The organism is Streptomyces sp. NPDC051963 (assembly GCF_044593495.1).
GTDB lineage: Bacteria > Actinomycetota > Actinomycetes > Streptomycetales > Streptomycetaceae > Streptomyces.
On the sequence record NZ_JBIUCC010000002.1, the window covers coordinates 1,298,082 to 1,320,539 of the forward strand.

22 protein-coding genes are annotated in these 22,458 nt (G+C 70.3%); 11 read left to right on the top strand and 11 right to left on the bottom strand.

Going from position 1 to position 22,458, the window contains the following annotated elements:
* Positions 1-9: 9 nt before the first annotated feature.
* The 3 genes from ACIHFB_RS12375 to ACIHFB_RS12385 form a co-directional block, all read right to left on the bottom strand.
* Positions 10-1,377 (bottom strand): CoA transferase, encoded by a 1,368-nt coding sequence (locus ACIHFB_RS12375; protein WP_400126697.1) that lies wholly within the window; start codon positions 1,375-1,377, stop codon positions 10-12.
* A 100-nt stretch (positions 1,378-1,477) separates the two neighbouring features.
* Complete coding sequence (locus ACIHFB_RS12380) at positions 1,478-2,989, bottom strand: S8 family serine peptidase (protein WP_365287156.1); 1,512 nt, start codon at positions 2,987-2,989, stop codon at positions 1,478-1,480.
* An 86-nt stretch (positions 2,990-3,075) separates the two neighbouring features.
* Positions 3,076-4,605 (bottom strand): S8 family peptidase, encoded by a 1,530-nt coding sequence (locus ACIHFB_RS12385; protein WP_400126700.1) that lies wholly within the window; start codon positions 4,603-4,605, stop codon positions 3,076-3,078.
* Between the two features lie 311 nt (positions 4,606-4,916).
* On the opposite strand from ACIHFB_RS12385, the gene ACIHFB_RS12390 reads away from it, so the two are divergent.
* The 3 genes from ACIHFB_RS12390 (at position 4,917) to moaA (ending at position 8,027) form a co-directional block, all read left to right on the top strand.
* Positions 4,917-5,273, top strand: a complete 357-nt coding sequence (locus ACIHFB_RS12390; RefSeq protein ID WP_365287152.1) for a DUF485 domain-containing protein — start codon at positions 4,917-4,919, stop codon at positions 5,271-5,273.
* Positions 5,270-6,889 (top strand): cation acetate symporter, encoded by a 1,620-nt coding sequence (locus tag ACIHFB_RS12395; protein ID WP_365287150.1) that lies wholly within the window; start codon positions 5,270-5,272, stop codon positions 6,887-6,889. Before ACIHFB_RS12390 ends, ACIHFB_RS12395 begins: the two co-directional genes overlap by 4 nt.
* Before the next feature lie 148 nt (positions 6,890-7,037).
* The gene (moaA, locus tag ACIHFB_RS12400) at positions 7,038-8,027 is read left to right on the top strand and encodes a GTP 3',8-cyclase MoaA (protein WP_365287148.1); all 990 of its coding nucleotides are present in this window, start codon (positions 7,038-7,040) and stop codon (positions 8,025-8,027) included.
* On the opposite strand, the gene ACIHFB_RS12405 is transcribed toward moaA, so the two are convergent.
* Together ACIHFB_RS12405 and ACIHFB_RS12410 are read right to left on the bottom strand one after the other, a co-directional pair.
* Positions 8,024-8,263: a hypothetical protein gene (locus ACIHFB_RS12405; RefSeq protein ID WP_365287146.1), complete on the bottom strand. Its 240-nt coding sequence runs from the start codon at positions 8,261-8,263 to the stop codon at positions 8,024-8,026. The two genes, moaA and ACIHFB_RS12405, sit on opposite strands and share 4 nt — an antisense overlap.
* A 211-nt stretch (positions 8,264-8,474) precedes the next feature.
* Positions 8,475-8,873 (bottom strand): DUF3099 domain-containing protein, encoded by a 399-nt coding sequence (locus ACIHFB_RS12410; protein ID WP_400126703.1) that lies wholly within the window; start codon positions 8,871-8,873, stop codon positions 8,475-8,477.
* A gap of 244 nt (positions 8,874-9,117) precedes the next feature.
* Here ACIHFB_RS12410 and ACIHFB_RS12415 point away from each other — a divergent pair, with 244 nt between their 5' ends.
* Complete coding sequence (locus ACIHFB_RS12415; RefSeq protein ID WP_365287142.1) at positions 9,118-9,396, top strand: GlsB/YeaQ/YmgE family stress response membrane protein; 279 nt, start codon at positions 9,118-9,120, stop codon at positions 9,394-9,396.
* 114 nt (positions 9,397-9,510) lie between these two features.
* Here ACIHFB_RS12415 and tyrS read toward each other — a convergent pair whose 3' ends face one another.
* From tyrS to ACIHFB_RS12430, 3 genes are read right to left on the bottom strand one after another with little or no spacing between them, the layout of a single operon-like run.
* Positions 9,511-10,779 carry a tyrosine--tRNA ligase gene (tyrS, locus tag ACIHFB_RS12420; RefSeq protein WP_400126705.1) on the bottom strand — a complete coding sequence of 423 codons (1,269 nt, stop codon included), beginning with the start codon at positions 10,777-10,779 and terminating at the stop codon, positions 9,511-9,513.
* A 59-nt stretch (positions 10,780-10,838) separates the two neighbouring features.
* On the bottom strand, positions 10,839-12,233 hold the full coding sequence (locus ACIHFB_RS12425) for a metallopeptidase TldD-related protein (protein WP_365287138.1): 1,395 nt from the start codon (positions 12,231-12,233) through the stop codon (positions 10,839-10,841).
* A complete protein-coding gene (locus ACIHFB_RS12430; RefSeq protein ID WP_365287136.1) occupies positions 12,230-13,753 on the bottom strand; it encodes a TldD/PmbA family protein in 1,524 nt (507 codons plus the stop codon). Before ACIHFB_RS12430 ends, ACIHFB_RS12425 begins: the two co-directional genes overlap by 4 nt.
* Before the next feature lie 240 nt (positions 13,754-13,993).
* Between ACIHFB_RS12430 and fabG the strand changes: the two genes are divergently transcribed.
* From fabG to ACIHFB_RS12445, 3 genes are all read left to right on the top strand, one after another.
* Positions 13,994-14,698 (top strand): 3-oxoacyl-[acyl-carrier-protein] reductase, encoded by a 705-nt coding sequence (gene fabG, locus ACIHFB_RS12435; RefSeq protein ID WP_365287134.1) that lies wholly within the window; start codon positions 13,994-13,996, stop codon positions 14,696-14,698.
* Between the two features lie 5 nt (positions 14,699-14,703).
* Positions 14,704-15,471 carry an enoyl-ACP reductase FabI gene (gene fabI, locus ACIHFB_RS12440; protein ID WP_365287132.1) on the top strand — a complete coding sequence of 256 codons (768 nt, stop codon included), beginning with the start codon at positions 14,704-14,706 and terminating at the stop codon, positions 15,469-15,471.
* Between the two features lie 167 nt (positions 15,472-15,638).
* Positions 15,639-15,992: a hypothetical protein gene (locus tag ACIHFB_RS12445; RefSeq protein WP_365287130.1), complete on the top strand. Its 354-nt coding sequence runs from the start codon at positions 15,639-15,641 to the stop codon at positions 15,990-15,992.
* On the opposite strand, the gene ACIHFB_RS12450 is transcribed toward ACIHFB_RS12445, so the two are convergent.
* Positions 15,967-16,662, bottom strand: a complete 696-nt coding sequence (locus ACIHFB_RS12450; RefSeq protein ID WP_400126709.1) for a FadR/GntR family transcriptional regulator — start codon at positions 16,660-16,662, stop codon at positions 15,967-15,969. The genes ACIHFB_RS12445 and ACIHFB_RS12450 overlap by 26 nt on opposite strands.
* Positions 16,663-16,744: 82 nt before the next feature.
* On the opposite strand from ACIHFB_RS12450, the gene ACIHFB_RS12455 reads away from it, so the two are divergent.
* From ACIHFB_RS12455 to ACIHFB_RS12470, 4 genes are all read left to right on the top strand, one after another.
* Positions 16,745-18,016 (top strand): CynX/NimT family MFS transporter, encoded by a 1,272-nt coding sequence (locus ACIHFB_RS12455; protein WP_400126711.1) that lies wholly within the window; start codon positions 16,745-16,747, stop codon positions 18,014-18,016.
* Between the two features lie 80 nt (positions 18,017-18,096).
* Complete coding sequence (locus ACIHFB_RS12460) at positions 18,097-18,216, top strand: SGM_5486 family transporter-associated protein (protein WP_400126712.1); 120 nt, start codon at positions 18,097-18,099, stop codon at positions 18,214-18,216.
* A 174-nt stretch (positions 18,217-18,390) separates the two neighbouring features.
* Positions 18,391-18,597: a hypothetical protein gene (locus ACIHFB_RS12465; RefSeq protein ID WP_365287124.1), complete on the top strand. Its 207-nt coding sequence runs from the start codon at positions 18,391-18,393 to the stop codon at positions 18,595-18,597.
* 65 nt (positions 18,598-18,662) lie between these two features.
* Positions 18,663-19,181, top strand: coding sequence for a histidine phosphatase family protein (locus ACIHFB_RS12470; RefSeq protein WP_365287122.1), 519 nt, complete (start codon positions 18,663-18,665; stop codon positions 19,179-19,181).
* A gap of 60 nt (positions 19,182-19,241) precedes the next feature.
* On the opposite strand, the gene serB is transcribed toward ACIHFB_RS12470, so the two are convergent.
* Positions 19,242-20,450, bottom strand: a complete 1,209-nt coding sequence (serB, locus tag ACIHFB_RS12475; RefSeq protein ID WP_365287120.1) for a phosphoserine phosphatase SerB — start codon at positions 20,448-20,450, stop codon at positions 19,242-19,244.
* A 159-nt stretch (positions 20,451-20,609) separates the two neighbouring features.
* Positions 20,610-22,454: a streptophobe family protein gene (locus tag ACIHFB_RS12480; protein ID WP_400126716.1), complete on the bottom strand. Its 1,845-nt coding sequence runs from the start codon at positions 22,452-22,454 to the stop codon at positions 20,610-20,612.
* Positions 22,455-22,458: the final 4 nt, after the last annotated feature.

Consider the following 22,458-nt stretch of genomic DNA (forward strand, 5'->3'; position numbering starts at 1 on the left):
CTCCACCGCTCAGGCCCACCGCGCCGGATCGGACCCCCAGCCCCCCGGCGGCCGCCCCCAGTCGACCGGACCGCCCGCGAAGGAGACCGGCGGCAAGGCGTACCGCAGCCGCCCGAGCGGACTGTCGGTCTCAGCCAGTCGGCCATCCGGGCCGTCGTGCGTCAAGTCCCCGGCGTCCCCGCGACCGACCCCGTCCATCAGCCACGCCGCCGTCCGCGCCAGCGCCAGCCGTACGAACCTGCTGCCGCCGTCGTACGACTGCTCGGTCAGCGCGCGCAGCACCCCGGCCGCCAGCAGATAGCCCGTGCCGTGGTCCAGCGCCTGCGCGGGCAGCGCGCCGGGCCGCTCCGGCGAGCCCTCGACGGCGGCGATACCGGTCGCGACCTGCACCAGGCTGTCGAACCCGCGCCGCTCCCGCCACGGCCCGTACGCACCCCACGCCGACAGCTGCGCCACGACCACCCCGGGCCGACGCTCGGCCAGTGCCTCGGGCGACAGACCGAACCGGTCCAGGGCGCCCGGCCGGTACCCCGTGACGACCACGTCCGCCGCCGCGAGCAGCTCCTCGAAGACACGTCGGTCGGCCACCAGGTCCAGCCTCGTCGACCGCTTCCCGAAGCCCGTGTCGGCGTGCTGGTCGGGCAGTTCGGGCAGCTGGGGCGCGTCCACGCGCAGCACGTCGGCGCCCAGCAGGGCGAGCGCGCGGGTGGCGACGGGCCCCGCGATCACCCGGGTCAGGTCCAGCACCCGCAGCCCGGCAGCGGGCAGCAGGGGACCGCTGTCGACCGGCGCGAGCACGCGCGCGTGCGTCGTGTCCAGCCGCCCGCGCTCGACCAGCGGTCGCCCGGCCACCGCGACGCCCTGCGGGTGCACGGCCCACTCCTCGGGCGTGCGCAGCGCGACCGCCAGGCCGCCGGCGGCGTAGACCGCCTCCTCGACCTCCAGGGCTGATCGCCCGGCGAGCACCGACTCGACGACGGACACCCGGTCGTCGGACAGCCCCAGCGCGGAGAGCAACCGCGCCCGGTGATGCGGATAGTTCGCGTGCGTCCGCACCCATCCGTCCGCCGTCCGCCAGAACCGCGACAACGGGGCGAAGGTGACCGGCGCCCGCCCGTCGACGAGCAGATGCCGCTCACTGACGAACGCCGTCGCCACGGCGCCGTCGTCCACCCGCACCCCGGGCACCTCACCGAGCCCGTTCCGCCGCGCCACCGACTCGGCGGCCGCCAGCGCGCACACGCCCACGCAGGCCCGCGCCGATTCCCGTACCGGAAGCCGCGCTTCGAGGGCGCCCTTGCGGGCGGTCACAGAGATCCGCCGGACCAGAGCGGGATCACCGCCGAGCGCGGACCAGACGTACTGGATGTCAGACATGACCAGCACTATGCAGCGTTGACCCGATCAACACGCACGGGAGGGGCCGGACGGGAGAACCGCCCGGCCCCCCCACAGGCCGTATTACTGCGTCACCGCACTACTTCGTCACCGCGTCCAGCGCGTCGGCCGTGCCCCAGCCGTAGAAGCCGTTGCGGTTCTTCGTTCCCTCGCACACCGCGTCGACCTTGCCGTCGCCGTCGATGTCGTACGGGTCCGTGCACGGCGTGGCGTCGGCCTCGGCGTACAGGAGGGCCTTCACCAGGGCGGGCGGGGCATACGGGTGCGTCGACTTGATGAGCGCGGCGACGCCCGCGACATGCGGCGACGCCATCGACGTACCGGCCATGTAGCCCCAGGTGCCGCCGGGCAGCGTGCCCAGGATCAGGCCGCTGGTGGCCGGCGGGGCCGGGGTCTGGAAGCGGGTCGAGTCGCCACCGGGGGCGGCGATGTCTATGACGCCGAGACCGTGGTTGGAGAAGGACGACTTGATGCCCTTCGCGCCGGTCGCCGCGACCGTCACGACACCCGGGAGCTGGGTCGGGATGTCGTAGCACTCGGACGGATCGATGACCCGCTCGGTGGGCGTGGCGTCGTTCGGGGAGACCGGGTCGGTGATCTCGTCGGCTGCGAGGTCGTAGTTCTCGTTGCCGGCCGCCGCGACGTTGACCGTGCCCTTGCGCTCCGCGTACTGCGAGGCCCGGGAGATGGCGTCCACGAGCGCCTTCTGGTCCGGGTCGTCCTTGCAGTTGAAGTACCAGGGGTCGGTGTAATAGCTGTTGTTGGTCACGTCGACGCCGTGCGTGGCCGCCCACATGAAGCCGCAGACGACGGCCTCCGTGTAGAAGTAGCCGGCGGTGGTGGACACCTTGATGCCGGACACCTTCACTCCGGGTGCCACGCCCGTCATGCCGACGCCGTTCTTGGCGGCCGCGATCTCACCGGCGACATGCGTGCCGTGCGGGCTCTCCGTCGCACCCGGCCGCCAGGCTCCGTCGGTCGTGTCGGGCTTGCCCGTCACACAGTTGACGGAGGCGTCGCGGTCGAAGTTCGGCGCGATGTCGGGATGGGTGTCGTCGACACCGGTGTCGATGACGGCGACGGTCACCTTGGAGCTGCCCAGCGTCTTCTCGTGCGCCTTGTCCGCCTTGATGGCGGGCAGGTCCCACTGCAACGGCTCCAACGGGTCCTGCCCGTCGACGGCCTCGACGGCGTCGGCCTCGGCCGCACTGATCACCTTCGGCGTGCCGACATCGGTCGTCGACTGCGCGGGCAGCGGCGCGTTGCGCGTGTTGCCGGCCGAGTCCACCCCGCGCACGGTGCGCAGGATCTTCGCGAAGTCGGGGTTCGCCGAGTGGACGACGATCACACCGATCTTGTCGTACGACGTCACGATCGTGCCGTCGGCCTTGGCTATGGCCTTCTTCACCTGGCCGGGAACGCCGTGCCCGGGGCGGACGTTGACGACATAGCTGAGCGACGTCGCGTCGGCCGGGACGGGGGCCTCGGCTGCGGACGCGGTGACGTTCGGGAGGAAGGCGAGTGCCGTCGCCATGGCCATCCCGACCGGGATCGCCATCGCTCTGCGGTAGCGCGCGTGAGGCGCTGTCATGGTCTCTCCAGTTCGTTCGTGGTACGGGCGGACCGTGCGGGAAGTCCGGGCGGCGCGGCCCGTCGGGGCCGCGCCGAGGCGTTCGGCTATTCCACCGCGTCCAGCGCGTCGACGATGCCGAACCCGTAGAAGCCGTTGACCCGCTTCGGGCCCTCGCACACCGCGTCCTGCGTGCCGTCACCGTCCTGGTCGTACGAATCGGGGCAGCCAGGGTTGTCGGCCTGTGCCTTGAGCAGCGCCCGCAGCTGCGCCGGAGTCGCCTTCGGATGCGTCGACTTCAGCAGCGCGGCGACACCCGCGGCGTGCGGCGATGCCATCGAGGTGCCCTGAAGGAAGCCGTAGGAGTTGTTCGGCATCGTGGACAGGATGCGGCCGTTCTTCGAGGGCGTGTCCGGTATCTGGTACAGCCGGTCGCCGCCCGGCGCCGCGACGTCGACGACGCCCTTGCCGTAGGTGGAGTAGTACGACTTGACGTTGTTCACGCCCACGGCGCTGACCGTGACGACACCCGGCAGCATGGTCGGCACGTCGAAGCACTCGTGCGGGTCGACGGTGCGCTCGACCGGCGTGGAGTCGTCGGGGCTGGAGTCGTCGACGAGGGAGTCCGCGTCCAGGTCGTGGTTGGAGTTGCCGGCCGCGGCGACGTTCAGGGTGCCCTTGTGCTGGGCGTACAGCTGGGCCCGGTTGACCGCGTCGACGATCGCCTTCTGGTCGGGGTCGTCCAGGCAGTTGTACAGCCAGGGGTCCACGTAGTAGCTGTTGTTCGTGATCTCCACGCCGTGGTCGGCGGCGAACACGAACGCGCACACGACGCTCTCCGGGTAGAAGAGGCCGTTGACGGGGTCGGTCACCTGGATGCCGGCGACCTTGACGCCCGGCGCGACCCCGGCGACACCTATGCCGTTGCGGGCCGCGGCTATCTCACCGGCGACATGCGTGCCGTGGTAGTCCTCCGCGGTGTACGGCCGCCAGGAGCCCTCACTGGTGTCCGCCTTGCCGCCGACGCAGCTCGCGGACTGCGAGCGGGAGAAGTTCGGGGCGATGTCGGGGTGGGTGTCGTCCACGCCGGTGTCGATCACGGCGACGGTGACCTTCTTGCTGCCCGGGTTGATCTGCGCGGCCTTGTCGGCGCCGATCGCCCGCAGGTCCCACTGGTCGGCCTCGAGGGGCTCGCTCTCGCCCGCGGCGGCGGAGGCCTTGGTGACCTTCGCGGCCTGCTCCTTCGTCAGGAGCTGTGCGGCGCCTTCGTCCGTCGTCCCGGCGGCGGTCAGCGGTGCGGTGCGGGTGGCACCCGCCGACTGCACCCCGCGGACCGCGCGCATCCGGACGCCGAAGTCCGGGTTCGCCGAGTGCACGACGATCACACCGATCTTCGCGTACGTCTCGACGACGGTGCCGCCGGCCGCCGCGATCGCCTTCTTCACCGAGGCGATGGTGCGATGGTCCGTCTTCGTGTTGACGACGTACGCCAATCGGGGTGCGTCCGCGGCCTGCGCGGCCGGCTCCGCGGTCGGGGCGGCCGAGGCGGCCGCGGGCAGGAAGCCGAGGGAGGCGGTCAACGACAGAACGACCGGCACGGCGAGAGCGAGCCGGCGTCTGGAACGCAGATGAGGCATGGGATCTCCACATCATCCGGAAACGAAACAGGCCCGAGGCACAGGTGGTGCTCGGGCAGGTACATGTCGGGTGGCGCAGGGCGAAACTATCCCCCGACAGCGCTGGCCAGCAATGACTTACCCGAGGTGACTTCGGAAAGAAGTGCCGGGAGTTGAACCGGTCCTCGCGTGGCGCCGTGACCTTGGGCAGGAGGCCCGAGCAGGATCGAGCCCCTGTTGGATCACGCTCGGCGGCCACTAACATCGCCACCCGGCTCAGGTGATCCACATCACCATCCGTACGACCATAACCCGCAACGCGAGGAGACTCCGTGGCTACCGACGCACCGCCCCCCTCGAAAGAACAACACCAACTCCCCTCCACAGAGGAGTTCGTCGAGGTGCAGGAGAGCGCGGAGTTCGGTGAACTGCGCCGCTCCTACCGCTCCTTTGCCTTCCCGCTGACCGTCGGCTTCATCGCCTGGTACCTGCTGTACGTCCTGCTGTCCAACTACGCGGGCGACTTCATGGGCACCAAGGTGGTCGGCAACATCAACGTGGCCTTCGTCCTCGGCATCGCCCAGTTCGTCACCACGTTCCTCATCGCCTGGTGGTACTCGCGGCACGCCGCCGCGAACCTCGACCCCAAGGCAGAAGCGATCAAGTCCCAGATGGAGGGCGGCGCATGAGCCCCGCGATCACGCTTGCGGCCGGCGAGGCCAGCGAGCACCGGCCACTGATCATCAGTCTGTTCGCGGTGTTCGTCGTCGCGACCCTGGTCATCACCGTCTGGGCGGGCCGCCAGACCAAGGACGCCGCCGACTTCTACGCGGGCGGCCGCCAGTTCAGCGCCTTCCAGAACGGCCTCGCGGTCTCCGGCGACTACATGTCCGCCGCGTCCTTCCTCGGCATCGCGGGCGCCATCGCCCTCTTCGGCTACGACGGCTTCCTGTACTCCATCGGCTTCCTGGTCGCCTGGCTGGTCGCCCTGCTCCTGGTGGCCGAACCGCTCAGGAACTCCGGCCGCTACACCATGGGTGACGTCCTCGCCTACCGCATGCGCCAGCGCCCGGTCCGCACCGCGGCCGGCACCTCCACGATCGTCGTGTCGATCTTCTACCTGCTGGCCCAGATGGCAGGTGCCGGCGTTCTCGTCTCGCTGCTCCTCGGCATCACCTCGGACGCGGGCAAGGTCGCCATCGTGGCCCTCGTCGGCATCCTGATGATCGTGTACGTCTCCATCGGCGGCATGAAGGGCACCACCTGGGTCCAGATGGTCAAGGCCGTGCTGCTCATCAGCGGCACCATCCTGATCACCTTCCTGGTGCTGCTGAAGTTCAACTTCAACATCTCCGACCTGCTCGGCACCGCGGCCGAGAACAGCGGCAAGGGCGCCGCCTTCCTGGAGCCGGGCCTCCAGTACGGCGCGACCGGCACCTCCAAGATCGACTTCATCTCCCTGGGCATCGCCCTCGTGCTCGGTACCGCCGGTCTGCCGCACATCCTGATCCGCTTCTACACGGTGCCCAACGCCAAGGCCGCCCGGAAGTCCGTGAACTGGGCGATCGGCATCATCGGCGGCTTCTACCTGATGACCATCGCGCTCGGCTTCGGCGCCGCGGCCCTGATCTCGCAGGACGAGATCATCGCCTCCAACCCGTCCGGCAACACGGCGGCACCCCTGCTCGCCCTGCACCTCGGCGGCGTCGACTCGGCGTGGGGCGCGATCCTCCTCGCCACGATCTCGGCGGTGGCCTTCGCGACGATCCTCGCCGTGGTCGCCGGCCTCACCCTCGCCTCGTCGTCGTCCTTCGCGCACGACATCTACGCGAACGTCATCCGCAAGGGACAGGCCACCGAGAAGGAGGAGATGAGGGCGGCCAAGTGGGCGACCGTCTTCATCGGCATCGTCTCCATCGCGCTCGGCGCCCTCGCCCGCGACCTGAACGTGGCCGGCCTGGTCGCGCTGGCCTTCGCGGTCGCCGCGTCGGCCAACCTGCCGACCATCCTCTACAGCCTGTTCTGGAAGCGGTTCACCACACAGGGCGCCCTGTGGTCGATCTACGGCGGCCTGATCGTCGCCGTCGGCCTGGTGCTGTTCTCGCCGGTCGTCTCCGGGGACCCCAAGGCGATGTTCCCCGACGTCGACTTCGCCTGGTTCCCGCTGAAGAACCCGGGCATCATCTCCATCCCGTTCGGATTCCTGATGGGCTTCCTCGGCACCTACCTGTCCAAGGAGGAGCCGGACACCGGCAAGTACGCCGAGCTGGAGGTCCGCTCCCTCACGGGCACCGGGGCGCACTGATCCCACCCCGCTTCGCGGCCGCGTCGTAGGTCCCTACGACGCGGCCGCGTCCTGCCTGGTGGGATCGGGACCCTGTTGTTGTCAGTGACGTCGCGTAGGCTCGCAGGTGTCGGGAAATGATTGATCCGCTGCGAGGGAGGGGGCTCACGTGCTCATCGACACCTATGGCCGAGTGGCCACCGACCTGAGGGTCTCGCTGACCGACCGGTGCAATCTGCGCTGCACCTACTGCATGCCCGAGGAGGGCTTGCAGTGGCTGGCCAAGCCCGACCTGCTCACGGACGACGAGATCGTCCGCCTGATCGACATAGCCGTCACCTCCCTGGGCATCGAGGAGGTCCGCTTCACCGGCGGTGAGCCCCTGCTGCGCCCCGGCCTGGTGGGCATCGTCGAGCGGGTCGCCGCCCTGGACCCCCGCCCCCAGATGTCCTTGACCACGAACGGCATCGGCCTCAAGCGCACCGCGAGCGCCCTGAAGGCGGCGGGCCTGGACCGGGTCAATGTCTCGCTGGACACCCTCCGGCCCGATGTCTTCAAGGCCCTCACCCGCCGGGACCGCCACAAGGACGTCATCGAGGGCCTGCACTCCGCCCGCGAGGCAGGACTGACCCCGGTCAAGGTCAACACGGTCCTGATGCCGGGTCTGAACGACGACGAGGCCCCGGACCTCCTGGCCTGGGCCGTCGAGCACGACTATGAACTGCGTTTCATCGAGCAGATGCCCCTGGACGCCCAGCACGGCTGGAAGCGCGACGGCATGATCACGGCAGGCGACATCCTGGCCTCGCTGCGCACCCGCTTCGAGCTGACCGAGGAGGGCTCGCAGGAGCGCGGCTCGGCCCCCGCCGAACGCTGGATCGTCGACGGCGGCCCGCACCGCGTCGGTGTGATCGCCTCCGTCACCCGGCCGTTCTGCGCCGCCTGCGACCGCACCCGCCTCACGGCCGACGGTCAGATACGCAACTGCCTCTTCGCCACCGAGGAGACAGACCTCCGGGCCGCCCTCCGCTCGGGCGCCCCCGACGAGGAGATCGCGCGTATCTGGCGCCTGGCGATGTGGGGCAAGAAGGCAGGCGCCGGGCTGGACGACCCGACGTTCATCCAGCCGCAGAGGCCGATGTCGGCGATCGGGGGCTAGGGCTGATCGGTCGGGGACTGGGACTGCTCGGAGTGCTCCCACTCCGTCAGCAGGACCACGTCCTTCAGGAAGCCCCGTACACCGAGGAACTGCGAGAGATGCTCGCGATGCTCCTCGCACGCGAGCCAGGTCTTGCGCCGCTCCGGCGTGTGGATCTTCGGGTTGTTCCACGCGAGGACCCATACGGCCGCGGCACGGCAGCCCTTCGCGGAGCAGATCGGCGTCTCGTCACTCACAGGTTCGTCTCGCAAGGTCCGCAAAAGGCGACGCCGAGCAGCCACGGGGGGAGCTGCCCGGCGTCGGTCTGTCGCTCCGACGGGGGATGCGGAGCGCCTACAAAGTATGTCACGGGATACCGGTCGCCCGGCACCGGAACAACATGATTGATCTGAGCTTTTCCTGAGCTTGGTGCGGAGCCGACCTCCGTTCGGAAGGCGTCCGTAAAGCTCATCTCCGGTCGTGCCGTTCGGCTCTTCCACCCGGTCCTGGATCGGCCGTGACATCCTCCGGCACCGGTTCCGTGAAGCCGTCGTCGTCGCGCGGCGGCGCGATCATCGGCGGCGTCGGCGCGGTCACGAACGTCGACGGGAGCGACGGCGCGTTCTCCCGCCCGGCGTTGGCGATCACCACCGAAATGTAGGGGAGCACCGCCCCGAGCACCAACGCCACGATCGCGACGTGCCGTTCGACGTTCCAGAGCGAGGCTGCGAGGATCACGGACACCGTTCGGACCGACATCGAGATGACGTACCGGCGCTGCCGCCCACGCACATCATCCTGAAGGCCCGCCCTGGCCCCGGTGATCCGGAATACCTGGGCGTTGCCGCCGGTGTGCTGCTTCCGCATCACATTCCACCATCCGCCCGCATCGGACTCTCCCCGGCCCGTACCCGCTCCGCCCGGGCGGAGGAGCCGAGCCCGGACAGCCTCCACGTTACGCCGCACCTGCGTCGTCTACGAGACCGGGGCACCTCCTGCCAGGGCAAGTGGCATGCGCCGGAGCGTGTACCGCCGTACCCGACATGCGCCGTAGCGCGAACGGGCCGACACTGGGCGTAATGCTCACGTCGAGCCGTACGAGGAGGCAGCCATGGGCTGGTTGTGGGCGATCATCGTGGGATTCGTGCTGGGGCTGATCGCGAAGGCGATCCTGCCGGGCAAGCAGCACAGTCCCCTCTGGCTGACCACCATCTTCGGCATGCTCGGCGCCGTGGCGGGCAACGCCATCGCCCGGGGCTTCGGCGTCGACGAAACCGCCGGCATCGACTGGAGCCGCCACGTATTCCAACTCGTGGCCGCGCTGATCATCGTCTTCCTCGGCGACATGGCGTACATGGCGACGCTGGGCAAGAACAAGCAACGCACGTGACGGAAAGCGCCCCGAACTGAAGCGCCCGAAGGGGCGCGGGGAACTGCGCGACAAGCCACGACGAAGTCGTGGGCCCGCAGACCACCGCACCCCTACGGCGCATCCCGCACAGCGCTACCCGCCGACGACCTCGACCGCCGCCAGATTCTTCTTCCCACGCCGCAGCACCAGCCAACGCCCGTGCAGCAGATCCCCCTCCACCGGGACGGAGTCCTCCGCGGCGACCTTCACGTTGTTCACGTACGCGCCGCCCTCCTTCACGGTGCGCCGCGCAGCGGACTTGCTCGCCACCAGCCCGACCTCGGCGAACAGGTCGACGACCGGACCGAGCTCGGCGACCTGGACATGCGGCACCTCGGAGAGCGCCGCGGCCAGTGTCCTGTCGTCGAGCTCCGCCAGCTCACCCTGGCCGAAGAGGGCCTTCGACGCGGCGATCACGGCGGCCGTCTGGTCGGCGCCGTGCACCAGCGTCGTCAGCTCCTCGGCGAGCGCGCGCTGCGCGGCCCGGGCCTGCGGCCGCTCCTTGGTCTGCTGCTCCAACTCCTCCAGTTCCGCACGGGACTTGAAGGACAGGATCCGCATGTAGGTGGAGACATCTCGGTCGTCCACGTTCAGCCAGAACTGGTAGAACGCGTACGGCGTCGTCATCTCCGGGTCGAGCCAGATGGCGCCGCCCTCGGTCTTGCCGAACTTGGTGCCGTCCGCCTTGGTCATCAGCGGAGTCGCGACGGCGTGCACGTTGGCGTGCGGCTCCAGCTTGTGGATCAGGTCGAGGCCGGCCGTGAGGTTGCCCCACTGGTCGCTGCCGCCCTGCTGGAGCGTGCAGCCGTACCTCCGGTACAGCTCCAGGAAGTCCATGCCCTGGAGCAGTTGGTAGCTGAACTCCGTGTAGCTGATGCCCTCCTCGGACTGGAGGCGCCGGGCGACCGAGTCCTTGGTGAGCATCTTGTTGACGCGGAAGTGCTTGCCGATGTCCCGGAGGAACTCGATGGCGGACATCCCGGCCGTCCAGTCCAGGTTGTTCACCATCACCGCGGCGTTCTCGCCCTCGAAGGAGAGGAACGGCTCGATCTGCGAGCGCAGCCGGGTGACCCAGTTGGCGACCGTCTCCGGGTCGTTCAGCGTGCGCTCCGCGGTCGGGCGGGGGTCGCCGATCTGACCCGTCGCGCCGCCCACCAGGGCGAGCGGACGCAGGCCCGCCTGCTGGAGCCGGCGCATGGTGAGGACCTGCACCAGGTGGCCGACGTGGAGACTGGCCGCCGTCGGGTCGAAGCCGCAATAGAACGTGACGGGCCCGTCCGCGAGCGCCTTACGCAAAGCGTCCTCGTCAGTGGACAGGGCGAACAGCCCGCGCCACTTCAGCTCGTCGACGATGTCCGTCACGGTTCTCGTATCTCCCTGAAGTGATCTTGTCGGCCGTCGAGCGACAGCCGACTACGAGGTTATACGCCCTGACTGACAGAGCTCATATTGAAGTCGGGCACCCGCAGCGCGGGCATCGCGGCCCGGGTGAACCAGTCGCTCCACTCCCTCGGCAGCGTCTTCTCCGTGCGCCCTGCCTCCGCCGCCCGCCCCAGCAGATCCACCGGGGACTCGTTGAACCGGAAGTTGTTGACCTCGCCGGTCACCTCGCCGTTCTCGACGAGGTACACCCCGTCCCGGGTCAGGCCGGTCAGCAGCAGTGTCGCGGGGTCGACCTCGCGGATGTACCACAGGCAGGTCAGCAACAGCCCGCGCTCGGTGCTCGCGACCATCTCCTCCAGGGACCGGTCCGAGCCCCCGTCCAGGATGATGTTGTCGATCGCGGGGGCCACCGGCAGCCCGGTCAGCCCGGCGCTGTGCCGGCTGGTCGTCAGGTGCCCCAGCTCACCGGCGCGCACCCACTCGGTGGGCGTCAGCGGCAGCCCGTTGTCGAACACCGACTGGTCGCCACCGGAGGAGTGCGCGATCACGAAGGGGGCGGACTCGAGGCCGGGCTCGTTAGGGTCGCTGCGCAGGGTCAGCGGCAGCTCGGTGAGTGTGTCGCCGACACGGGTGCCGCCGCCGGGCCTGGAGAACACCGTGCGGCCCTCGGTCGCGTCCCGGCCCGACGCCGACCAGATCTGGTAGATCAGCAGGTCCGCGACGGCGGTCGGCGGCAGCAGCGTCTCGTACCGGCCCGCGGGCAGCTCGATCCGCCGTTCCGCCCAGCCGAGCCGTACGGCCAGCTCGGCGTCGAGCGCCGCCGGGTCGACGTCCTTGAAGTCCCGGGTCGAGCGCCCCGCCCACGCCGAGCGCGCACGGTCGGGCGACTTGGCGTTCAGCTCCAGCGTCCCGTTGGGCTGGTCATGACGGAGCCGCAGACCGGTCGACGTACCCATGTACGTCGAGACGAGCTCATGGTTGGCGAAGCCGTACAGCTCGCGGCCGCCCGCACGCGCGCGTGCGAACGCCTCACCGAGCGCCGGGGCGAAGTCGGCGAACACGGTGGACGACGTCTCGGCCGGGGCGTCCGTGAAGTCCGGCGACGCCGGTACGTCCGTCACCAGGGGCTGCGCGTCCTCGGCGGGCCCGGCTCCGCGTGCGGCGGCCTCGGCGGCCCGTACCAGCGGCTCCAGGTCGTCGACGGTCACCGCGGAGCGCGAGACGACCCCGGAGGCGGTGCCCTCCTTGCCGTCGACGGTTGCGATGACCGTGAGCGTGCGCCCGCGCGTGACGCCGTTCGTCGTGAGCGCGTTGCCCGCCCAGCGCAGGTTGGCGGTCGACTGCTCGTCGGCGATCACGACACAGCCGTCGGCACGGGACAGCTCCAGCGCCCGCTCCACGACCTCGTGCGGCTTGCTCGTACGCGCGCTCATCGACCGGCCTCCTGCGTGGTGTTCAGAATGTTGACGCCCTTGAAGAGGGCCGACGGGCAGCCGTGCGAGACCGCGGCCACCTGGCCCGGCTGGGCCTTGCCGCAGTTGAAGGCGCCGCCCAGGACATACGTCTGCGGACCGCCGACCGCCGCCATGGAGCCCCAGAAGTCGGTGGTCGTCGCCTGGTAGGCCACGTCCCGCAGCTGACCGGTGAGCCGTCCGTTCTCGATCTTGAAGAACCGCTGGCCGGTGAACTGGAAGTTGTAGCGCTGCATGTCGATCGACCAGGACCGGTCGCCGACGACATAGATGCCGCGGTCCACGCCCCCGATCAGGTCCTCGGTGGGCAGCCCGGCGGGATCCGGCTGCAGGGACACATTGGCCATGCGCTGCACGGGCACATGGCCGGGGGAGTCGGCGAACGCGCACCCGTTGGACCGCTCGAACCCGGTGAGCCTCGCGATCCGCCGGTCCAGCTGGTAGCCGACGAGCGTGCCGTCCTTCACCAGGTCCCAGGACTGGCCCTCGACGCCCTCGTCGTCGTACCCGATGGTCGCGAGGCCGTGCTCGGCGGTGCGGTCACCGGTGACGTTCATCAGCTCGGAGCCGTAGCGCAACTTGCCGAGCTGGTCGAAGGTGGCGAAGGAGGTGCCGGCGTACGCGGCCTCGTAGCCGAGGGCTCGGTCCAGCTCGGTGGCGTGGCCGATGGACTCGTGGATCGTCAGCCACAGATTGGACGGGTCGACGACCAGGTCGTACAGCCCCGGCTCGACACTGGGCGCACGCATCTTCTCGGCGAGCAGCTCGGGGATCCTGGCGAGCTCGTCGTCCCAGTCCCAGCCGGTGCCCGTCACATACTCCCAGCCACGGCCTACGGGCGGCGCGATGGTGCGCATGGAGTCGAACTCGCCGCTCGACTCGTCGACCGACACCGCCGTGAGCTGCGGATGCAGCCGCACACGCTGCTGGGTGGTCACGGTTCCGGCGGTGTCGGCGTAGAACTTGTTCTCATGGACGGTGAGCAGTGAGGCGTCGACGTGATCGACCCCGTCCGCCGCAAGCAGCCGGCTGCTCCAGTCCGCCAGCAGTCCGGCCTTCTCCTCGTCGGGCACGGTGAACGGATCGATGTCGTACGACGAGATCCACGTCCTCTCGGCGTGCACGGGCTCGTCGGCGAGTTCCACCCGCTCCTCCGACCCGGCCGCCCGGATCACCTGCGCGGACAACTTGGCCATCGCCACCGCCTGTGAGGCGACCTTCGCGGCGGCATCGAGGGTCAGATCCACACCGGACGCGAACCCCCACGTCCCGCCGTGCACGACCCGCACCGCGTACCCGAGGTCCGTGGTGTCCGACGATCCGGCGGGCTTGGCGTCCCGCAGGCGCCAGGACGCGCTGCGCACCCGCTCGAACCGGAAGTCCGCGTGCTCGGCCCCCAGCGCACGCGCGCGTGCCAGCGCGGCGTCGGCCAGGGCGCGTAGGGGAAGTGCCGTGAAGGTTTCGTCGATCGTATGAGGCACGGAGGTCTCCCTGCTGTCGTCGCCTGTCGGCTCCGATCATGTCGCCCATCCCGCCCGGGGACCACATGTTTCCGGCTGACGTGCGCGTCATTCTGTAGGGACCCCACAGTGAGTGCCGTGAGCCGCTGTCGGTGCCGGATTGTCGGTCGAAGGGCGGGGACCGATAGGTTTTTGGATAAAGCCGCCTGTCATCCAGGTGTTCGGGCGGGGGTACCAAACCGCTATCGAAAGGGTGATCCGTTGAGCCGCTCGGTTCTCGTCACCGGAGGCAACCGGGGCATCGGCCTCGCCATCGCCCGCGCTTTCGCCGACGCCGGCGACAAGGTCGCCATCACATACCGCTCGGGTGAGCCGCCGTCCGGCTTCCTCGCCGTCAAGTGCGACATCACCGACACCGAGCAAGTGGAGCAGGCCTACAAGGAGATCGAGGCCGAGCACGGCCCGGTCGAGGTGCTGATCGCCAACGCCGGCGTCACCAAGGACCAGCTCCTGATGCGCATGACCGAGGAGGACTTCACCTCGGTCGTCGACACCAACCTCACCGGCACCTTCCGCGTCGTCAAGCGCGCCAACCGCGCCATGCTGCGCGCCAAGAAGGGCCGCGTCGTCCTCATCTCGTCGGTCGTCGGTCTGATGGGTGGTCCCGGCCAGGCGAACTACGCCGCGTCCAAGGCCGGACTGGTCGGTTTCGCGCGCTCCCTCGCCCGTGAGCTGGGCTCGCGCAACATCACCTTCAACGTCGTCGCACCCGGCTTCGTCGACACCGACATGACCAAGGTGCTCACCGACGAGCAGCGCGAGGGCATCGTGAAGCAGGTGCCGCTCGGCCGGTACGCGCAGCCGGAGGAGATCGCCGCGACGGTGCGGTTCCTCGCCTCGGACGACGCCTCGTACATCACTGGAGCCGTCATTCCCGTTGACGGCGGACTGGGAATGGGTCACTGATCACCATGAGCGGAATTCTCGAGGGCAAGCGCGTCCTGATCACCGGTGTGCTGATGGAGTCCTCCATCGCCTTCCACACCGCGAAGGTCGCCCAGGAGCAGGGTGCCGAGATCATCCTGACCGCGTTCCCGCGGCCCACGCTGACCGAGCGCATCGCTAAGAAGCTGCCCAAGCCCACGAAGGTCATCGAGCTCGACGTCACCAACGACGAGCACCTCGGCCGTCTGGCCGACGTCGTCGGCGAGGAGCTGGGCGGCCTGGACGGCGTCGTGCACTCCATCGGCTTCGCGCCGCAGGACGCCCTCGGCGGCAACTTCCTCAACACCCCGTTCGAGTCGGTCGCCACGGCCATGCACGTCTCGGCGTACTCCCTGAAGTCGCTCACCATGGCCTGTCTGCCGCTGATGCAGAACGGCGGCTCGGTCGTCGGCCTCACCTTCGACGCGCAGTACGCCTGGCCGCAGTACGACTGGATGGGCCCGGCCAAGGCCGCCCTGGAGGCCACCAGCCGCTACATGGCACGCGACCTGGGCAAGCAGAACATCCGCTGCAACCTGATCTCCGCGGGGCCGATCGGCTCGATGGCCGCCAAGTCCATCCCGGGCTTCAGCGATCTGGCCGCCGTCTGGGACAGCCGTTCCCCGCTGGAGTGGGATCTGAAGGACCCGGAGCCGGCCGGCAAGGGTGTCGTCGCCCTGCTGAGCGACTGGTTCCCGAAGACCACGGGCGAGATCATCCACGTCGACGGGGGTCTGCACGCCATCGGTGCGTGACGCTCGGCCGGCAGTAGCAGAGGGCTCGCGTTCCTGTCGGAGCGCGGGCCCTCTGTGCGTCACCCGTTCGGCCCACCCGCCGGGCGGGGAGGGGGCACAGCCGCACACCCTGGATTACGCGTTCACCACACGCTTCCCTCCCCAGCACGGCCGAGGAGGTCCCCGTTGTGCGCCTTTCCAGCAGCCTGACCTCAGTGACCGTCGCCGTCGTTCTCGTACTCGCCCTGTCGTACGAGGCGATGCCGCACACGCGCGTGGAGGTACGGAAACCCGCCGCGCCGGAGCCGTTCGGCGCGGCGTGCCGCAGCAGGCTCATCGGCTCGTACGTGACCGCGTTCTGCCACAACCCGTATCCGCGAACGGACAGCGTCCGACTGCACATCGAGTGCGACCGCTGGTGGGACGTCGACAGTGACGGCGCCGCGGTCGAGGCCGGGCCCGCGCAGACCGTGCGCCTGACCGGCCGCTGCTGGAAAGAGGTCCGCTCGGTGTGGGTCAGTCACCGGAAGCGGGCGCTGTGAACCGCCCGGGACGGCACAGGAACGGATAGCTCGCGGCCTCGTCGGCCGCGGCAGAGGTGTCGCCCGTGCGGATCGCGTCGACCAGACGTGTGTGGTCCATGTAGGTCTCCGCGGTCAGTTCCTCGCCGACGTCCTCGCGCAGCCAGTCCCGCAGCACCTCGCTCAGGTCCGCGTGCATGGCCGTCATCGCGTCGTTGTGGGAGGCGGCCACCACCGCCAGGTGGAAGGTCGCGTCCGCCGCCACGAAGGCCTCCGCGTCGCCGGACGCCCAGGCCTCCTCGCGGCGCACCAGCAGCGCGTCCAGCTGCTTGAGGTCCTTCTCGGTCCGCCGCTCGGCGGCCAGCTTCGCGGCACCGGACTCCAGCGTGGAGCGCAGTTCGGCGATGTGCCGCGGATCGGCGTCGGCGAAGCGGCGGTGCATCACTCCCGCCAGCTCGCTGGTCGCGACGACGTAGGTGCCGGAGCCCTGGCGGATGTCCAGCAGGCCGTTGTGCGCGAGTGCGCGGACGGCCTCACGCACCGTGTTGCGGGCGACGCCGAGCTGCTCGACCAGCTCGGGCTCCGTCGGGATGCGCGAGCCGACCGGCCACTCACCCGTAGTGATCTGGTTCCGCAGCGCGGCGATGACCTGTTCGGACAGCGCCGACCGGCGGGTGTGGCTCAGGGGCATGGCTCACCTTCGCACGGGACGGGCGGCCGGGGGCGGCCAGAGGGTGGACAACCAATCATCCCATGATTCTATGATAGGCCTCATGGCAAGTGAGGAAACCCTGACGGCGAAGTCCACGGCGATACGCAGCTCGGCACACGGGGGCGGCGAATCCCCGACGCCCACACGCGCGTGGACGACACGGCTGGTCGCCCTCGGCATCATGCTCGCCGCCGTCAACCTCCGCCCCGCCATCACCAGTCTCGGCGCCCTCCTGGAAGAGGTCCGCGACGGGCTCGGCATGAGCGGCAGCGTGGCCGGCCTGCTGACCTCCGTGCCCCCACTCTGCTTCGCGCTCTTCGGGGTCATGGCCCCGAGGCTCGCCCGCCGCTTCGGGCCGGGCGCGGTGGTGTGCGCCGGCATGGCCGCGATCACCGCGGGCCTGCTGATCCGGCCGTACGCCGGGAGCACGGCCGGATTCCTGGCCGCCAGCGCCCTCGCACTCATGGGCATCGCGGTCAGCAACGTCCTCATGCCGGTCATCGTCAAGCGCTGGTTCCCGGACCGGGTCGGATCCATGACCGGCCTGTACTCGATGGCCCTCGCCATCGGCACCTCCGCCGCTGCCGCGGTGACGGTGCCCATGACCGACGCACTGGGCGGCAGTTGGCGGTCCGGGCTCGCGGTGTGGGCAGGGCTGGCGGCCGCCGCCGTACTGCCGTGGATCCGGCTCGCACGGCAGCGGGGTGCGGAGCCGGTCACCGAGGCGCACGCGCGCGTGGAGCCCGCACTGCGGATCACCCGCAGCCGTACCGCCTGGGCGCTCGCCGTCTTCTTCGGGCTCCAGGCCACCGCCGCCTACATCACGATGGGCTGGATGGCGCAGATCTTCCGCGACGCCGGTGTCCCCGCGGGCACGGCCGGGCTGCTCCTGGCCGTCACGATGGTGATGGGCGTGCCGCTCGCCTTCGTCATCCCGCGCATGGCCACCCGGCTGCCCCATCAGGGCCCGATCGTGGTCGTGCTCGGCATCTGCGGCCTGGCCGGATACGCCGGCCTGTACACCGCGCCGGCCGGCGGAGCCTGGGCCTGGGCGGTGCTCCTCGGCGTCTCGAACTGCGCGTTCCCCCTCGCCCTCACCATGGTCGGGATGCGGGCCAGGACCGGCGTGGGTGTCGCCCAGCTGTCGGCGTTCGCGCAGAGCACCGGGTATCTGATCTCCATCCCGGGTCCGCTCCTGGTGGGCGTCCTCTACCAGCACAGCGGCGGCTGGGGCCTGCCGATCGCGCTCATGACCTGTCTGATGATCCCGCAGATGGTGGTGGGCGTCCTGGCGGGCCGCGACCGCACGGTGGAGGACGAGGCGGCCCGCTGAGCCCGCCCTCGGGCACCACTGCGGTCCGCTCGGCCCCACCCCGGCGATCGGGGCCGTTCGGCGGGTGCGAGACTTGGTGCATGTCGCCAGTGCTCGACCCGAACCCGCAGAACGGCCAGAAGAAGATGCTCCTCGTCTTCGGCTCTTTCCTCGCCATCTTCGTGATCATCGCCATCATCGCGACGATCGCCTCGCCGTGACCGCCGTGCCCTTCCACGGGCCCGATGGTGGGGCTAGCACCACCATCCCCTAGGGGGCGAGTGTCAGGGTCAACTGGGTGGATCACCGGATGGGTTGAGGGCTCAGAACTCCGTAACTTCGAAGTGTGACCGCGAGCGGCGGACACGGACCACTCGAAGACTCACGGAGGCGTCATGTCGGCCCCTACGCAGACCCGGCTCCACCCGGCGCGCTCGGGCCGCCCGGACATCAGGCTGCCCTGGTGGGCCCTGGCCCTTCCCGCGCTCGCCTTCGTCACGCTGCTCCTGCTGATACTCAATCCGTCCGACGCGCAAGCGGCGACCACCGAACCGGCGATCACCCAGCTCATCGAGCATATTCGGCAGTTGATAATGCGCTGAACACCTGCTGAGCCGCCGGTCAACTCCCTGCGCCCGTTGGCCTGTTTCATGCGAAGCTGGGACGCATGAGCGTCGCAGAACCCCGCAAGATCGTCCTCTTCCGGCATGCGAAAGCCGACTGGCCACAGGTGACCGACCACGAGCGGCCGCTCGCTGAGCGGGGCCGCATGGACGCCGCAGTCGCCGGACGCAAGCTGGCCGACACCCACATCCCCTTCGATCTGGCCCTGTGCTCCACCTCGGCCCGGACCCGGGAGACCTGGAAACTCGCGGTCCAGGAGTTCCCCCACCGGCCGAAAACGGTCTACGAGGAGCGGGTCTACGAAGCCTCGCCCGGCGAACTGATCGCCGTGTTCAACGAAACCCCCGACGACGCGCAGAACGTCCTGCTGATCGGCCACAATCCGGGCGTCCAGGGCCTGACCGAGATCCTTGCGGGCTCGGCCGAGGGCGACGCCCTGGAGCGGCTGAGCCGCCGTGGCTTCCCCGCCGCCGCCTTCGCGGTCCTGACCTTCGAGGGCTCCTGGAAGTCCCTGGAACCGGGCACGGCCACGCTGAGCGACTACTGGGCACCCTCCGAGTAACCCCGCACGACCAGCGAGGGGCCCGGCACCACACCGGTGCCGGGCCCCTCGTACACCGGCTCAGCTCTCGTCGTGGGTGTCCGCCGCCTCGACCTCTTCGCGGGTGACGCCCAGCAGATACAGCACCGTGTCCAGGAAGGGAAAGTTCACCGCGGTGTGCGCGGCCTCGCGGACGACCGGCTTGGCGTTGAAGGCCACACCCAGACCGGCCGCGTTCAGCATGTCCAGGTCGTTGGCACCGTCACCGATCGCCACCGTCTGCGCCAGCGGCACACCCGCCTCGGCCGCGAACCGGCGCAGCAGCCGCGCCTTGCCCGCCCGGTCCACGATCTCGCCGGTGACCTTGCCGGTCAGCTTCCCGTCGATGATCTCCAGGGTGTTGGCCTGGGCGAAGTCCAGCCCGAGACGCTCCTTCAGATCATCCGTGACCTGGGTGAACCCGCCCGACACCACGCCCACTTGGTAGCCGAGCCGCTTCAGCGTACGGATCAGCGTGCGCGCGCCCGGCGTCAGCCGCACCTCGCTGCGCACCTTGTCCACCACCGAGGCGTCGAGCCCCTTCAGCAGCGCCACGCGCGCGTGCAGGGACTGCTCGAAGTCCAGCTCCCCGCGCATCGCGGCCGCCGTCACCTCGGCGACCTCCTGTTCGCAGCCGGCGTGCGCGGCGAAGAGCTCGATCACCTCGTCCTGGATGAGCGTGGAGTCCACGTCCATGACGATCAGACGCTGCGCGCGCCGGTGCAGCCCTGCGGCGACGACGGCCACATCGACACCCAGTGCCGCCGCGTCGGTCACCAGCGCGGTGCGCAGCGGCTCGGTCTCCACACCGGACACCGCGAACTCGACCGCCGTCACCGGGTACTTGGCGAGCCGGAAGATACGGTCGATGTTGCCGCCGGTGCGGGTGATGCGGGCGGCGACCGCGGCGGTCGCCTCCGCGGTGAGCGGATGCCCGAGCACGGTCACGAGCGAACGGCCCAGGCCGCGTGGCCGGTTGTCACCGGTGCCGGAGATGATCTCCGCCTGCATCTTCATCGACTCGGCCCAGCTGTGCACGGTGGCCCTCAGGTCCCCTTCGAGTCCGCGCGGCGGCTCGGTCACCAGGACGCACAGCACCATTCGGCCACGCGTGACGACCTGCTCGATGTCGACCACGTCGACCGAGTAGGCGGCGAGGGTGTCGAAGAGGCCGGCCGTGATGCCCGGCCTGTCCTTCCCGAAGATCTTGACCAGAAGAGTGGGGAACTCGGAGGTTTGCGAAGCGCTCATGGTGGTTCCACCGTATCCGGCACCCTGTGCCGACCGCTCCGGAGGTCCGCCTAGCGGACGCGGAACACTGAGTGTCGCTCGGGTGACAGCAAGCTGACAGGTTACTCACAGGGAGGCGGCGGCCGCCGACGGACACGGCCCGGTCACCGGCCCGTCGGCTCACCGCCCCCTCGGGGTCCCCGGAGGGGGAGGCGGTGGCGGTGGTGGAGGCGGCGGAGGCGGTGGCGGGGGCCGTCGCTCGCCCGGCGAGGCCGGGTCGCCGTCTCCCCGACGTGACTTGGCGGACCGTCGCGGCCATCGCGGCGGCGGATCCATCGGCCGGGCCATGGTGGGCGCGCCGTACACGTCGCCGCCGGCCGGCGGGCCACTCGCCGGCCGGGGCTCGTCGGGTGGCGACGTCGGCCCCCGGACCGGCCCGGGCCGCGCATCCTCGGGGTCCCGCAACTCGTCCGGTACCTGGAGATACGGGTTGGTCGCCGGGTTCGGCGGCCGATACGGCACAACGGGCACGTACGGCCCGGACCGCCCCGTCTGCTGCGAGAACGCGACTCCCTCGGGCGTCACGCCGACGGCTCCCGCGCCCACGTCACCGCGTGCCAGCGGCGAGGCAGCCCGCCCCGCGGCCCCGGTCGCCCGGGCCAGCAGCGCTCCGGCGGCCCCCGCCCCCGCACCCCAGGCGGCGCCCAGGAGCAACGCCATGCCGAGATGCCCGTGCAACTCGATCCCGGCCCCGAAGGCATCGACGCCCAGCACCGACAGCGAGGCGTCCACCGACAGGTCCGTGAGCCACGCGAGCAGCGGCAGCGTCAGCGCGGCAGCGACCCCGAGCCGCAGCGCACACCGCCCGGCGAAACCGAGGACGCCTGGATCCCGTACGCCCCCAGAAGCCCCCGCCACAGGCGTCCGCACCGCATGCAGCACCCCCGCGAGCAGCATCATCAGCGCGGCAGCGACACCCAACAGCCAGACGCGTCCGTCCAGTTCGGCCAGTCGGCTCAGGGAGACGGACTGGTCGACCTCCGAGCTCAGGAGGTCGTCCAGGGGGTCCGGCAGAAGGGCGGTCAGGGGGCCGGAGGCGCGGCCGTCCCACGGTACGAACAGGCCGATCGGGATGCCCAGCCAGACGCCGTTCGGGGCGCCGAGGAGGGCCGCGCCGGCGATGCGCTTGGGGTGGTCGTCGCCGATCGCCGCGTACGCCGCCGCCGCGAGCCCCGCCGCGACGGCGACCAGCAGCACCGTGACGAGAGCGGACACGGCCGGCCGTACCACCCGGTGGACGACGTCCCAGCCGGGCGGCAGGGGAGTGCGGCGGGAGGCCAGCAGGGCGATCAGCAGGATCCCGGCCGACCAGGCCAGGCCGCCGAACAGCGTGGGCACCGTGTCGACGGTGAAGCCGACCGCCGCCTTTGCGTCGATGAGGTCGCCGACCTGGTCGGGCAGCAGCCCGCCGATGTCCCCGATGTCGCCCACGCCGGGGATCTCCAGGCCGCCGCCGCCCCCGCCGGCGCCGGGCAGGTCGTCGAGGCCCAGGGCGCCTCCGTCGATCGTGATGACGTCATGACCCGCCCAGGCCAGCCCGCCCAGCGTCGCCACGAACAGCGCGACCACCGCGCCCGCGCGAGCGAGGAGTTCGGCCGGGGAGATCACCACGCCGGCCGTGCGCAAGGACCGTAGAAAGAACCATGACAACAGGAGCGCGCCGACCAGGCTCACTCCCAATGGCGTGATCTGGATGGCGGTGTTCGCCTCCGCTCCGGTCAGTCCGAACGCGGACACATCGCCCGACGGCGTGACCGAACCGCCCGCCCCGAGTGCCACGACCGCCGCGGTCATCGGACCGAGCGACGCCGTCGAGTCGGCCTCCAGCAGGTGCAGGCCGAGCGCGGCGGTGCCCGCCATGCCTATCAACGCCCAGCTCACGGCGGCGATCGCGGACAGCAGGACGTCTCCCCAGGGCACCTTCCTGACTCGGTGAACGGTCTCGACGCTGGTGCCGGTGCTCATGGCA